This is a genomic window from Vibrio azureus (genome assembly GCF_002849855.1).
Classification (GTDB): Bacteria; Pseudomonadota; Gammaproteobacteria; order Enterobacterales; family Vibrionaceae; genus Vibrio; species Vibrio azureus.
In genome coordinates this window covers 2,065,921-2,080,820 of record NZ_CP018616.1, presented here as the reverse complement: position 1 = coordinate 2,080,820, position 14,900 = coordinate 2,065,921, and the positions used below count along the sequence as shown (strand labels likewise).

Here is a 14,900-nt window from a genome sequence, read left to right as displayed (position 1 = left end):
TGATTAATTTTCAAAACTATGAATTGCAGCAGATAAAAATTGCAAACATTTAAACTAATTACAATGAGTTTGATCAATAGTATTGAGTTGAGTTGAGTTGAGTTGAAGAGACATCATTGACGCACAGATGCTCAGGCTAAGTCAGTTTTGCTCCGAGCATCGTGCTGCTGAGATGAGGATAAATAGGTTGGCTCAGAGCCTTTAATTGCTTTCCAGTTTCAGCTCACCGGTGACTTTTGTTAAGCGAAGAGCGACAGCAAAGCAGACTAAATAAGGACTGATATACCAAAAAATGCGCTCTAATGGATGTTTGATCTGGGCAAGTTTGGTTTGTTCATATTGTGTTTTCTGTTTTTGATATTCGTCAACCATACCTTGAACCCAAACCACATCATCTTTTGCCCAATCACTATTAGGGGCAGAAGCGAAAAGTTGATTGTGGCTGATCTTAGGGAGTTGCTTGAACTCAAGAGATTTTAGATATTTTGCTACCGATAAATACCAACGACATGCCTCATTATAAGTTTGTTGCTCTGTCGCAGGGATTAATCCTGAGCAGAACTCACTTTTGATTTGTTGGACTGAGTAGTCTTGAATCGCCTCGAGAATGGTGACTGCTCGTGTTTGTTCTGTTTGAGCCCAATTGTCAGCAACAGAGGAACGAATTTCGGAGACTGCGCCTAACATGCCGACCCCTGCGATAATGGGCCAAAGGTAGTCAACGTATTTCCATTTTCTTTTACAGAAATTTCGTCCACACCAAATTGGTAAATGAAAAATAAGTGCAAGAGCAAGGGTCAGTAAAACAAAGTGGACCGAATCTGAGAGCATGAACTCACTCTCGTAAAAGCTTTCCATAGGTAAATGATAACCTTAAATTGTTGGATAAAGTCAGTTTTTTTAAGAGAAACTTAAGCGGTCTGTATCATGCCGTTTTCTTGGCGGTTCTTCAACTTTTACTCAGTGATCTACAAGTGCGGGATTAAGAGGGATAAGGGTATATATTTCATTCTCTCGGTTGGGTTTTCTTCAAATTTATGAAAGTAAAAATTAGGGATGGCCTAGCAGCTATCCCTATACTGAATTTGTTACGCTAAAGTGTTAATACCAATACATTGACTCTTTTATTTAGCACTCATAACGCCACATACCATTCTTGCACCGCCGCCGCCAAGTCGGGCTGGGTGATCGGAGTGATTATCACCACCTGCATGAATCATCAATGCACGATCTTTCAGATCACTGAGTTTAATTCGAGGTGCCAATACTGGTTGTGATGCTTTGCCATCTGCGTCGACAAATAGCGGTGGCAGATCGCCTAAATGGTTGCCCTCTGTCCAAGGTAGTCCATGCTTATTGGTTTTAGCTGGATCATAATGACCACCAGCTGCGCCACCCATGACAGTTTTACCATTTTTTTCAGCTGATTCACACGAAGGGTTTGTATGAATATGGAATCCATGTAGACCTGCAGTTAAGCCTTCAAGATTTGGAGTAAAAACGGTGCCGTATTCCGTTTCTGTCGCTGTAATAGAACCGGATACTGTTCCACTATTCAAGTCAATCATTTCTACTTTGATTTGTTCAGCAAGAGTACTGAAAGAAGAGGTTAAGCATAAGATCGAAAGTACCGCTTTTAGTTTCATTTTTTGGTTACCTTGTGTAGTTGATACATCACGTAAAGTTATAAAAAGCCAGCAGGTCAGCTCTGCTGGTAAAGCATTTGGGCTTATTGTTTATAGGGGTTGATGTAGGTCTGCCGCTGGTTATTATACAACAGTGATTAAAGTATTTCAAGTTTCATAAATTGCCACAGCTCTGCGTTAACTATAACGTTATCAAAATATTTAAAGATAATTGATTGTAACTATCTTATTGATAGGTACTTTCTATTTCAAAATGAGTTAGTTAAAACTAAGAGCAATTAAAGCATCTTGAGGTTACTTTATGGTCAACTAAAATTGGTTATACATCGGGCTTTTGACGGGGCGGGTGGGAGAGAATTGGCCTATTGTTTATTTTTTGTAAAGCCACCCCAGCAGAGATGGCTTTGATTTAAGGATATCGTTTTATATTTCAGTCATGATTTCATGACTCTTCATAAGCTTTATGAGGCTCAATCTCTGAACGTTACTTACTCAAACCAATCGTTAAGGTCGACCATTTTCACGCATTGTGGCCATTTATTAAATCGGTCTTTGTTACCACAACCATGAATAGGGTTACCGGCGAGATCGATGGGGGTGTTTGCTTTATTGACATCGCAGTCGCCGTGTATATTCGCGCTCATATCATTGACAACAGGGCTATTGTATCGGTTAACCCTAACATTTCTTGCTCGTGGTAGGCCGTTATTCATCGTATTTGAGAGTAAAGTGGCTTGGCTAAATAGTGGAGTCACCGCTTTTTTACCATTGGGCATTGTCTTCGCACAGTCACCTAAGTAGGTTATCTGATAACTGATTGGGTTCGCTTCGGGGATGAGACCAATCGAGAAATCGTCTTGGCTACATACTCCACTTTTGCTGATTCTTTGACATGATAGTTTGGAGTTTTTACCAAGCCATAAGCCAGTGTCGACATGAATCGTGTAGTCCTTGCCTACTTGTAGGCTATTGGTATCAATACCAACGCCGCTGTAGTAATAAGGTGTGAGTGGGAAACCATGATCTTCAATGCGAGCATAATATTTATGTGAGACACCATGTAAGATCCCTGCACCACTCCCTTGTAGGGCATTACCGACCAGCCCCCCAGATAAATCAGCTAGCTTAGAATCTTTAGGATGCTTTGTAGATTTAGGTTCGATTTTGGGTGCGAAAACTGCGAGCACTTCGCTCTCATCTGGGACATTGTAAATTGCCCCGCAAGAATGCATATTGTTAGCAACAAGGTATACGCCATAGCTTTCTTCACTGCCGCATTGGCCTTTTTCGTTCAGGTCCCAGTCGTTATTTGCACCTTCGCCATTAAAGTGCGACTCGGTATTGAACTGAGCAACAATGTCATTACTTTCTAAGTCACGTACTGTCCAATTCACGGCTACCTTACCATTGACATAAATATCATGAGAAATAACCTCTGTATCGCAATAAGTGCCGTGGCTACCACTATTAACAATGAAATTGGTATCTTGAGTATCAACGTTAGTCGTATCCCAAATGGTTTGCTTTATTTGGACCAGTAAATCTTGAGTTGTTGGCTCAATTAAGTTGATACAAGCCTTTTCAGTTGCAGTGCCATAGGTGGATAGAATGTTTGCAGATGCGATAGAAGAAATAAGTGCCACTGGAATGGATAAAGCTATTGTTGCTATTTTCATTAGTTATCTCACTATTTGTTATGGGTATGGTCAAAACAAATCTAGCATGAGGTCTAGTGACAGGGAATTTATATAAAGTGGTTTTTATCCCAAAAAAAGAATGAATAAAATATATCTATATCACTTTTATGTTGTGTATTTCAATATTAATTAACTTTGGTTTTTATTTTTATTTGTATTATAGGGGGTTAGGTTTTTAAATATAGTTCTATTGCTAATTTGAGTTAGTTTTGATAACTGTGACTAATAAGTTTTATTTAATATGTTTCCAGTTTTTAATAAGATTTGTTTAGGTTAAATAAATCCATAGATTAAATTTAGCTCTTAGCTTGGGGTAGTTATGTTCCTATTTTAATAGAGTTATACCCAAGTAACCTCAAGATAATGTGTTCAACGTGACGACACTAACTCTCAGGTAGGGCAGCGACTTTTAAATACAGTGGTGCATCATTCACCTCCGTTTACACTACCTGAGAGCGTTCGCCCTAAGGCGATTTGGCTGTTTATGACATAATTTAATAAGGCTGTAATTATGAAAAAAAAACAAGTATTGGTTCTTTCTTTAGCATTGTCCTTTTCTTCATTGTCAAATGCATATATTAAGCCTGAAACTGGTCCGGATATTCCTATCACTCAGAAGAGAAATATTACTTCTATTTCCGTTGGCTATGATGGTAGTTGGTATATTGATTCTGATATTGGTTGGGGGTTAAGTGGTTGCCCTGATGTGAAGACGATGAGGATAATTTACAATCATTCACTTAAAAATGATTACATTAAACTGTTATCTTTGATTCAAGATTACTCGAAAGTCAAATTAAGTGCGAATGCGACATGTAATTCTAAAAATGATTTTTTGATTGATGTCCAGCAATTTATAACAGTACACAAATTTAATTGAATAAACCACCTTGAGGTAACTTAGGGATACCCAAGTTACCTAGATTTAAGCATCAAGAAATCAGGTAAAAATCAGAGCGGTTCTGTTGAGGCCTGATTTTTACCTTTTTGAATTTTATTACTTATTTGTCTTCTTTGATTTTACCCGGCAGATTTCAGACTTGTCACATCTAAACCCTTTCAATTGAGAATTGATGAATAGAGTTTGTAGAGCAATGTAATCTTTGCCTAGATCTGGATTAGGATTTGGAATCGCTTGCTTTGAGACGCTTAAACCTTCCTGTGTCTCCCAAGGGTACAGTTTCTCTATATCGGATGCATAAGTTACCCCTTGAGCCGTGAAAGTGACTCCTAGACCATAGCCGTAAGGGTGCTCAACGTCATTTGAAGCCAGTATATTTCTGCCACCTAATGAATAGTACTCCGTATTTGACAAGCTATATGAGTAAAGTGTTGGGAAGATATCGCGATGTGATCCTACTCTGCTCTTATCATAGTGGTAGTGGCTGTGCTCAAGGATCACTTTTGGGATGTACATATAAAGTGGAACTGAGTGAGCTGTCCCTAAATCTTGAGGGAAAGTAATGGAGTACTCACGTAAACGATGATCACCAGAAGCAGCGATCAAGGTTTTATCACCAAGTGGAGAGGCTTTGATTGCACTGACAAAGTTACCAAGGGAATTAGCGGCATACTGGTAAGTCTCGTGAATCTTTCTTACATGTGGCTCTTCTTTCTGCATTTTATCGATTGAATATTGGCTGACTTCAATCGGCTTTGGTGTGTACGAGCTTGGAATCTGGTAAGGAGGATGATTGGTTTGCGTTTGGATCATCAACATAATAGGCTGCTTACTGTTTTGTAATAGCTGTTCTGCAAACTGAAAGGTATGTTCATCCGCAGCGCCCCAAGTATTACTGTATTGCTTAGACTCAGGAATGGCCTGATAAATATCTCCTTCAGAATAAAACTCATCCACCCCTTGTGTTGGTAGGTAATACTTCAAGTTTCTCCATAAAGGACTGCCACCCGTAACATAGACAATCTTATAACCTGATTTTTTATAGGGTTCAAAAGCGGTATGATGAAGAACGGTCTTTTGCTCACTACCGTGACTGATGGTGCCATTATTACTATTGAACAGCATCATAACGATACTATTGATAGTACCCCCTGTACCGGCAAGAATTCGATCAAAACTAAAGTCTTGATTATAGTGAGCTCTCAGGGCACCAAGAAGATCAGTATTAGGGTTTTTATCTTCAATCAGTAAGTTTCCACCCATGCTTTCCATTAAAGCAAACACCACATGTGGCTGATGTTTTTCAAGGTAAGGGTTAGTACCTGTGCGGTATACAGGGCTATCTTGACCAAGTACCTTACTGACTTGTTGGTCGTATTGGTTTTGTGAAACAGGATGGAACTTTTGACTCTTCTTTCTATTACTGCGGGCCCAGTCTAAAGCAAGCAGCGCATTTGGGGTCGTTTTATTAAGAACCTCATAGTTTGATACATTGGCATGATATTGCTTAAGAGGAAAAGTACCGAGTGAACCACGAGCAAAGAATACGTAAACCACAATGGTGAACAAAATGGATAATGTCGTCATCAGTACACTGCGGCGTGGCCAAGTGAGTGTATCAATGCGTTTCCAAGCAAGTTGGATGATTTTACTTGCAATAATCGTAATCAGTAGAGCGCAAAGGAAAGAGCGAATGATTGGGTAATCTTGCCACATCGTTTTAAGTACGGCTAAGGTATCATCTTCCGCTAGCCCAAAAATAAAAATATCAAAATGGTTCGCGTACGTTTTGTAGTAATAGTAATTACCAATAGAAAGAGCGGCTGTAAGGAAAAAGATACAACGACTGTATCCAACAATTCCTCGAGTTATGTAATTAAAGAACCGTGTCCCCGAGAGGAGCAAGCCGACTAAAAAAAGAGGTGCGAAAGCGATGGTGGCAGCTCGCATGTCGAAGCGGAATCCGACAAAAACCGAATTAAAATAGTCGCTAAGAACATTGTTGATGGTATGCCAATCACCCACAGTAAAAGTGAAGATTAGCCTAAAAATGGAAAGTGTGAGAGCTAAAAGGCCGACTTGCAACCAGATGATTCTGAAAAGTTTACGTGAGTTTTCTTGAAACATTGTATCAAAGGCTTCCTGTCAAAGGATATATAATGAGGCGAGTAAATTTGGTGATTAAAGAATGACCTATTTTTGCCTCAGTTTAGACGTTATCGTTAACTATAGCATTGACAGGCGCACTATTGTTACTTGGTTTTATCAAACTTTGTTTTTATGGGGGGCAATTTGTTGAATTTAGCTAAAGCTCATAAAGTGACTTCGATCTTTAAAACTTAGGGTTGTTCAGTCCTGAGGTGTTGGGTTTTGATGAAGTCGATGGAAAGAAATGTAAGGTTACTTGGGCATAGGTATATTTGGGCTGGGATGAGAGCGTTTTACTCATTGTTAGTTGGACCTCGTTGCATTTGGGACGAGAGTCCCTGTTTAAGTATGTGTTTCAAGCACTTTATATGGCTTGGACACATCTTTTCAAGCAAGGAGTAAAACGCTTATTATTTAACTTGACGGTTTGGCTAAACCCGACTTACTGCAGGACGATGGAATTAGCCTCTGAAAAAACGATTGTAAACAAACAGTAGTACGAAAGCGCCGAGTGTTGCGGTAATAATACTGCCTATATTTACGCCGTCTGCGCCACCTAAGCCGATAAAGCTACCTAAAAAACCGCCGACAAAGGCCCCCGCGATGCCGAGTAACATGGTTGCAATCCAGCCACCACCATCTTTACCTGGCATTAACCATTTTGCGAGTGCACCAGCAATTAGGCCCAGAATAATCCAAGAAAAAAATCCCATAAACTCTCCTTAAGCGAAACACGTGTCGTATTTATCTTAGTCCATTGAGCATAAATGTCGTAGCGAGCCGCTCAATAGCAACGTATTATGCGTGATTAAAATTTGTTGATTCTTCTGCATTGCTTCCATTGACCACCGGATGTTTAGCAAAAAAGTCGACGCAATGTTGTAGGTCTGAGATCAATAAATTGGCAAGGTCACGACTGAAACCGTGGCGGACTAAAATGCGCATGATGACTAAGTCTTCTCGTTCTGCTGGCATCGCGTAGGCTGCAATTTGCCACCCGCGAGAACGAATGCGATCCGATAGGTCATATAAGTTAAAGCCCGGGTTAGCTTCAGCTTTTAAACTCCAGCTCAAAGCAGGAATGCCGCCATGGCCATCATAAATAATGTTGAACATACCCATCTTGTCGACTTCTTTTGCTAAGTAGCGCGCGGTGTCGTAACAAGCTTGGTGAATCTTACGATATCCCTCTCTTCCAAGACGCAAGAAGTTATAGTATTGCGCGACGATTTGTCCCCCTGGACGCGAGAAATTAAGCGCAAAAGTGGGCATGTTACCGCCGAGGTAATTGACATTGAAAATCAAGTCTTTGTGCAGAGCATCTGCGTCTCGCCAAACCACCCAGCCAACACCAAGTGGCGAGAGGCCGAATTTATGCCCTGAAGCGTTGATGGACTTTACTCTGGGTAAGCGGAAATCCCATTCAAGATCAGGGTCACAGAAAGGAGCTAAGAAGCCGCCACTGGCTGCATCAACATGGATAGGAATATCCAGCCCAGTTTCTTGCTGTAATTTATCCAGTGCTTCATGGACCTCTTTGACGGGTTCATATTGACAAGTGAAGGTCACACCTAATGTTGGGACGACACCAATGGTATTTTCATCACAGCGCTTGATCACCTCTTCTGGCGTCATGATCAAACGATCACCTTGCATTGGTATCTCACGCAACTCAATATCCCAGTAACGGGCGAATTTGTGCCAGCAAACTTGGACAGGACCACAAATAAGATTAGGCCGGTCGGTCGGTTTACCCTGTTGCTTCATTTTCTCACGCCAAGCCCATTTCAATGCCATTCCCCCTAGCATCGCAGCTTCACTTGAGCCGGTTGTTGAGCATCCCATTGGGTTCTCTGCGTTAGGAGCATGCCAGAGGTCAGCCAACATATGAACACAGCGAGATTCTATTTCTGCTGTTTGTGGGTATTCGTCCTTATCGATCATGTTTTTATCGATGCATTCGTCCATTAATTTATGGACTTCATCTTCAACCCAAGTCTGGCAAAAAGTGGCGAGATTCTGACGAGAGTTGCCATCGAGCATTAACTCGTCATGCACAACCTGATAGGCATTGGAGGCCGAGTGTTCATTTTCTGGAATTCGGTACTTTGGCATGACAACAGAAAGGTCTTTGGAGGAGTAAATGTCGTCGTAGATAAAACCTTTTAAAGCTGACTTTTTGTGAAGCGGCATCTTCTAATCCTTTATCGAATTGGAGAGGTGATTTTTATTTGTGTGCTTTCAATGAAGTGCTTTTAATGATGCTTATTTTAATGACAAGAGTTTCAATGGATACTCTTTCACTAACGTCATTACATATCATTGGAGCGCAGAATAAACTTAGCAGCTTTTTTCGTGGTATTAGTTTGCGAGCTTGAAGATGAGCGATTTTCGTCGAATTTTGTGCACTGGCGTTGAGTTATTGTAACCATGTATGGCGTTGTTCAAAAAATGGTTGCTAAAGGTAGGTATCTATGTGATCAACCCGTGCGAGTTTGCAAAAGGGATCCTTTTTGGGCTTTAGTGCATTCACTTTACAGAATATAATCTTGGCCCGTTTCTTACGAGTAAAGTTTGTCTCCTACGAGGTCCAAATGACGATATTATCACGGTTTAAAATGCGTTCAGCGCAAGCGATGGCACTATGTTGTGTTGTTCTTTTTTCATTAAACTCGATGTCTGTGAGTGCGACAGAAGATACACAGCCGCCAAAAGTTTCACCTGCAGAGCAAGCAATTGTTCAACTCAAAAATGTGATTGCAGATCTATCGCAAAGCTTACAACAAGCAAGTGGTGAAGAGCGAGATGCCTTACAGTTACAACTTTTTCAAAAGAATGAAGAATTGAGCAACCGTATTGCGAGTGCGATTAGCCACAAGTCTATTCCTCACGAAGAACTGATCGCCTTGGTAAGAACGCAAGAACAGTATTCCGATGGGTCTGTTTCTTACCTTAATGATAAAATAAAAGTCCTCAATGAAGAGATTAATAAGGCAAAGTCAGAAGAAAAACTCACTTTATTAAATAGTTACCGTGAACTACAACAGTACTTAGACGCGAGCTATGAAGCCAGTTGGCAAAATCTCCATTGGTTGAAAACATTAGGTGTTGAAGATAAACAATCGATGGATAGCTTCAAAGAGCGTTTACATCAGCGGATGCGTTTGCTTTCGGCAAGTATTGAATATTTAAATCAGCAACGCGATATTATCGACTCTCAAGTTTCTTCAAGCCCAGAGTCAGAAAAGGCGTCACTGCAACTTAATCAGCTCATACTTAAGCAACGACTTGATATATCAACAGACAGTTTGCGCAATCTGATCACTATTGGGGACAAAGTTGGTTTAGAAACCTCTGAGTATAAACGCCAAGTATTTGAAGTCACCGGCAACATTACTCATGACTTATTAAACACTAAAGTTATCTTGTCGATTTTGAGCCATTGGTCGACCTCTGCTGTCGATTGGTTAGCTGAAAATGCGCCTCAACATATCTTCCAGCTGTTTGTATTTTTCTTTATTTTGATGATTGCCAAGTCACTCGCTAAGCTAACCAGTAAAGTGGTGAGCAAGACAGTCGCATCTAAGAATTTGAAAATGTCACACTTGATGCAGGACTTTTTTGTCTCGATGTCGGGTAAAGCGGTTTGGGTTATTGGTATTATGGTTGGCCTATCGCAAATTGGCCTCAACCTAGCACCAATACTGACTGGTTTTGGTATTGCGGGTGTGATCATCGGTTTTGCTCTACAGGATACCTTATCTAACTTTGCCGCTGGTATGATGCTACTTATCTACCGTCCATTCGATGTGGGTGATTTTGTTTATGCTGGTGGTGTTGATGGCAAGGTGAGTCATATGAGTTTGGTTAACACAACAATCCGAACTTTTGATAACCAAATCATTATCTTGCCTAACAGTAAAATCTGGGGTGATGTGATCAAGAACGTGACTCATGAGCGCATTCGTCGTGTGGATATGGTTTTTGGTATTGGCTATGCGGATGACTTACTCAAAGCGGAACAAGTATTGAATGACATTGTTACTTCACACCCATCAGTACTGCGTACACCAGAACCTAATATCAAAGTTCACACACTCAATACTTCTTCGGTTGATTTTATTGTTCGCCCTTGGGTGAAAACCGATGATTACTGGGATGTATATTGGGATGTGACTAAAGAAGTAAAATTGCGCTTTGACCGCGAAGGTATATCAATCCCATTCCCTCAACAAGATGTGCACTTACATATGGTGGAAAAGGCACAGGTATAGCGAGCTTTTGACAGATTTGTACCCCACACAGGGCACTCGATATTGAGTGCCCTTTAATTATGTCCAGATTGTAGCTCGTCTCTGTACAATCAACAGCGTTAGTGAATTTGCTGCTTTAAATACTCACCCAATTTTGAATGGTGCTGAATTCTGGACAAAGGTAAAATGACTTCAGCAGGCCCCCAAGCAAAGACATTGACAGGCGTATGGGTATGTGTGCCTGTTCCCCAGACAATATTTTGTTTTGTTGCTTGCTCACGAGCTAAGAGATTACCGCGGTCATTGTACGGATAAAAGGCATCAAAATCATTGATAGCAGGGATGGTGTCTTCACCTAAGTACTTGTGACTGGCCAATCGATAAGGATTCGGTTTACTGGCTAGTACGTGCTTGGCTTGCTCAGGTGTGATGGTAAAGTTACTGTTTTTATTAACAATTTCTGAGAATTTCTTCGGTGTCTGCTCTTTTGCATCAAGGGCTTGAAACTCACTGATCATGCCATAGTAACTTTGTTTTTGATGATATAGGCCATCAAGTATATCGAACTTACCAAAGTTGAAGTTTGGTGCGAAATCTCGCTTTGCGAATGCTTCGCCACTTCTTTTCTCTGGTTTAGGTACGTCTGAAGAGGAGTAGCTAAATCCAAAAGATCCTGTTTCATGGTCGGCAGTAACAATAACCAGTGTATCCTCGCGATCTTTTGCCCATTGATACACCGTGTTGACGGCTTCATCAAACTTGAGTAATTCATGCAACATGGTACCAGCATCGTTACTGTGTCCAGCCCAATCGATCTGGCCGCCTTCAACCATCAAGAAGAAGCCATTTTTATTTTGAGATAGTACATTGAGCGCTTTCTCGGTCATTTCAGCAAGTGAAGGCTGTGTACGTGAAGGATCATTTTTACTTTGGCTGTACGTAATACCATCGGCCATACCTGAATTGGCAAATAAGCCCAATAGTTTATTCCCTTGAGAAGACGTGAGCATGGTTCGATTGAATGCGAGGTCATAACCTTGTTGCTCTGCTTCTTTGAGCAAGTTTCGTTCATCTTTACGTTTGGATGTTAGGTAAACATCACCATGAGTTAACTGAGCTAACTCTTGGTAAGTGCTACCTTTATTATTGGTTGATTGTGGAATCCAATGGCGTAATCCTCCAGAAAGCAAGACATCTACTCCTGTGTTTAGCATGTCTACGGCAATATTATTTTCAAGAGAGCGATGTGGCTGATGGGCGGCAAAAGCAGCGGGGGTCGCATGTGTCATACGGGTATCTGACACTAAGCCAGTGGCTTTATTGGCTGCTTTGGCTTTCTCTACGATAGTCTCAATATGATTGCCTTGGCTGTCGATACCTATTACTTCAGATGCGGTTGGAATACCAGTGGCTAACATGGTTGCTGAGCAGGCTGAATCAACCACAATAGCGTCTTCTGGATTTGTCATTGAAGAGCCAATGACGCCTTGCTGAGCCAGTGTATGAATCGCCGTGGGTTTGCCTTTGTAGATAGAATTGGGTGCATGGTTCGCGTACATCTCTAGCAATCCAACTTGCTGTGGCCCCATACCGTCACCGATCATAAGAATGACATTTTTTATTTCTGCTGAGAGCGTGGTAAAGGAAAGGGTCGAAGTGACCGCTAAAGTAATCAGTGGTGTGACCAATTTTTTCATTTGCTTATCTTGTCCTAAGTGTTGAGAGCCATTGAAGTAAAGCAGAAAGGTATGACAAAAATAAGACAATTTACTTTTCAGTAGGATGTTCTGAGTGTTTAGTGAAGTGCGTGTTGATATACAAAAACACAAAAGCTGGCTCACTTTCTGGAGATTCCAGATTGCGAGCCAGCTTAAATTATTGAGTAAGCAATGGAATTAAGTTATACCGCTAAAGCGGGGGCTTGAGTCACGATTTGATTAAACTCTGCTCTGGCTTGTTGTGCTGCTTCCGAAAGCTCAAGTTTTTTATCTTTTGCTTTCATGACATTATCAAGCAAGGTTTGTAACTCATCTTGCATTTCTTGTGGTAAATGATGATCGGCAAAGTTTTGATCATCGCAATGTTCCAGTGCAAAAGCACGGATGCGCTTACGAAGTCTCATCAATTCAGCTAAGGCTTCACGTTCTTCTTCTGCAGCCTCTTGAGCGGAATCTCGTGCTTTTTCAAACTTCGCCATTGCCATTCCTTCTGTTGACCATGGATCAAACTCTGGTAATTCTTCAATATTAATCGTTGGTTCAACGTAATCTTCTTGATGACGAAGGTCGAGTGTTGCCGCGCGGACGGCTGAAACCATCAACATGATACAGATAACCAGAAGTGGTAATCCCCCAACAATGGCTGCGGTTTGTAATGTACTTAATCCACCCATAAACAACAGTACCGTTGGTAGGAAAGACAAAGTGAATGCCCAGAACATTCGGTTCCAGCGCATTGGCTCTTCTGTTACATTATTTTGTACCACAGAGGCCAAGATGTAAGAGATCGAGTCAAAGGTCGTTGCTGTGAAAATAATACACAGAATCGTAAACACAGCAATGACAAGGTAGCTCATTGGTAGTGCATCAAGCATGGCAAAAATAGCGGCGGTTGCACCTTCTGCATTCAAGATGCCGACAACATCTAACTCACCAGAGAGTTGCAGTGATAAGCCATAGTTACCAAGGATCATGAAGAATAAGAAACAGCCAAGTGAACCAAAGAAGATAGAACCCGCAACCATTTGTTTAATCGTACGTCCACGAGAGATACGTGCAACGAATAAACCCATACTTGGTGCGAATACTAACCACCATGCCCAGTAGAAGATGGTCCAATCTTGTGGGAAGTGCGTATTGTCAAATGTACCGTAGCCACCAAATGGTTCTGCCCAAGTCGCCATGACAAAGAAGTTAGACAACATGCGACCAATTGAGTCTAACCCTGTTTCTAGCATAAAAATGGTTGGTCCAACCGCTAACACAAAAGCTAACAGACCCATCGCACCCCAAAAGTTGATATTACTCAGTACTTTAATGCCTTTCTCCATACCTGCATAAGAAGAATAAGCAAAAATAGCGGTACATACTAACAGTACCAATACTTGGCTGAACGTATTCTTAGGAACGCCAAACAGATAGTTTAGTCCTTCACCAATCAATGGTGCCGCTAGGCCAAGACTGGTTGCTGCGCCGCCCAATAGACCAAATATAAACAACACATCAACGATTTTACCCGCTTTGCCTTTACTGCGCTCTTCACCAAGAACAGGCATTAGCGCACTGGATACTTTGAGAACAGGCTGCTTACGCACGTAGAAGAAATAAGCGATTGGTAATGCAGGGATCAGGTAAATTGACCAAGCAATAGGGCCCCAGTGGAATAAGCCATAGGTTGCCGCCCATCGAACCGCTTCTTCACTACCAGGCTCTAGCTGGAAAGGTGGTGATTGGTAGTAGTAAGCCCATTCAATGCATCCCCAGTAGAGAATACTTGCTCCAATACCGCCACAAAAAAGCATTGCAGCCCAAGAAGAAGTAGCAAACTCTGGTTTTTCATCAGCTTCACCGAGCTTAATTTGCCCTATATCACTGAAGATGACATAAATCATGAAAACAAAGGCAGCAAGACCAAGAGATAAGTACAAGAAACCTAGCTTATCGGTCATAAAGCTCTTCGCAACGGCAATCCATTCCGCTCCTTCAGCTGGAAATAAAATAAGGGGGAAGACAATAGAAAGAAGTAGCGCTATTGCGCCAAAAAAAGTGGGTTTGTCTATGAGAGAAAATGCATTTTTCACAGTTCATCGTCCATTAATAGAAATTACTCCATTATGAACATGAGCTGAAAAACCGTTCAAATGCGAATTCTTGTCGTGACGAAAGAAACTATGATTTGAAGTTAAAGCCTAAATGATAGCGAGTAAAATGCCTCCAACGCTTAAGGCTGCTGAGACATATTGACCTGCGGAATACGAGCCGTCTTCGTCTTGTTCCATCTTGTCTGGATGTTCGATACCTAAGGCGCCATGAGCGAAGGACTCAACTTGATCTCCAACGGATTTATCGTCATTTTTATGCGTTTTACTTTCGTGCTCTATTTGTTGCAATGCATTAAGTAGCGCTTTACCTTCTTTGGATAGAGTAACTTGATTTTGTTCAACTTTTAATGGTGACTGTTCGACCGGTGGGTGTTGTTTCGCGGCTTGAGGATGGCTAGCTTGCATTGTATTGCTTCTGCTCTTATCAACAGTATA

11 protein-coding genes are annotated in these 14,900 nt (G+C 41.3%); 2 read left to right on the top strand and 9 right to left on the bottom strand.

The features are described from left to right. Window positions 1-201: 201 nt before the first annotated feature. From BS333_RS09400 to BS333_RS09390, 3 genes are all read right to left on the bottom strand, one after another. Window positions 202-858, bottom strand: coding sequence for a hypothetical protein (locus BS333_RS09400; protein ID WP_033003100.1), 657 nt, complete (start codon window positions 856-858; stop codon window positions 202-204). A 266-nt stretch (window positions 859-1,124) separates the two neighbouring features. Next, on the bottom strand, window positions 1,125-1,646 hold the full coding sequence (sodC, locus tag BS333_RS09395; RefSeq protein ID WP_021707964.1) for a superoxide dismutase family protein: 522 nt from the start codon (window positions 1,644-1,646) through the stop codon (window positions 1,125-1,127). A gap of 488 nt (window positions 1,647-2,134) precedes the next feature. After that, window positions 2,135-3,322 carry a hypothetical protein gene (locus tag BS333_RS09390; RefSeq protein ID WP_021707963.1) on the bottom strand — a complete coding sequence of 396 codons (1,188 nt, stop codon included), beginning with the start codon at window positions 3,320-3,322 and terminating at the stop codon, window positions 2,135-2,137. A 532-nt stretch (window positions 3,323-3,854) separates the two neighbouring features. Between BS333_RS09390 and BS333_RS09385 the strand changes: the two genes are divergently transcribed. Further along, window positions 3,855-4,223: a hypothetical protein gene (locus BS333_RS09385; protein ID WP_021707962.1), complete on the top strand. Its 369-nt coding sequence runs from the start codon at window positions 3,855-3,857 to the stop codon at window positions 4,221-4,223. A gap of 117 nt (window positions 4,224-4,340) precedes the next feature. On the opposite strand, the gene BS333_RS09380 is transcribed toward BS333_RS09385, so the two are convergent. The 3 genes from BS333_RS09380 to BS333_RS09370 form a co-directional block, all read right to left on the bottom strand. Continuing rightward, a complete protein-coding gene (locus BS333_RS09380; RefSeq protein WP_021707961.1) occupies window positions 4,341-6,371 on the bottom strand; it encodes an LTA synthase family protein in 2,031 nt (676 codons plus the stop codon). Window positions 6,372-6,853: 482 nt separating this feature from the next. Then, window positions 6,854-7,105, bottom strand: coding sequence for a GlsB/YeaQ/YmgE family stress response membrane protein (locus BS333_RS09375; RefSeq protein WP_021707960.1), 252 nt, complete (start codon window positions 7,103-7,105; stop codon window positions 6,854-6,856). An 85-nt stretch (window positions 7,106-7,190) separates the two neighbouring features. Then, window positions 7,191-8,585 carry a glutamate decarboxylase gene (locus BS333_RS09370; RefSeq protein WP_021707959.1) on the bottom strand — a complete coding sequence of 465 codons (1,395 nt, stop codon included), beginning with the start codon at window positions 8,583-8,585 and terminating at the stop codon, window positions 7,191-7,193. 401 nt (window positions 8,586-8,986) lie between these two features. Here BS333_RS09370 and BS333_RS09365 point away from each other — a divergent pair, with 401 nt between their 5' ends. Beyond that, the gene (locus BS333_RS09365; RefSeq protein ID WP_021707958.1) at window positions 8,987-10,666 is read left to right on the top strand and encodes a mechanosensitive ion channel family protein; all 1,680 of its coding nucleotides are present in this window, start codon (window positions 8,987-8,989) and stop codon (window positions 10,664-10,666) included. Between the two features lie 98 nt (window positions 10,667-10,764). Here the strand turns inward: BS333_RS09365 and BS333_RS09360 are convergent, their stop codons facing one another. From BS333_RS09360 to BS333_RS09350, 3 genes are all read right to left on the bottom strand, one after another. Beyond that, the gene (locus BS333_RS09360; protein ID WP_021707957.1) at window positions 10,765-12,342 is read right to left on the bottom strand and encodes an alkaline phosphatase; all 1,578 of its coding nucleotides are present in this window, start codon (window positions 12,340-12,342) and stop codon (window positions 10,765-10,767) included. A gap of 203 nt (window positions 12,343-12,545) precedes the next feature. Continuing rightward, on the bottom strand, window positions 12,546-14,444 hold the full coding sequence (locus BS333_RS09355) for a BCCT family transporter (RefSeq protein WP_021707956.1): 1,899 nt from the start codon (window positions 14,442-14,444) through the stop codon (window positions 12,546-12,548). A gap of 108 nt (window positions 14,445-14,552) precedes the next feature. After that, a complete protein-coding gene (locus BS333_RS09350; protein ID WP_050567959.1) occupies window positions 14,553-14,870 on the bottom strand; it encodes a hypothetical protein in 318 nt (105 codons plus the stop codon). Between the last annotated feature and the right edge of the window lie 30 nt (window positions 14,871-14,900).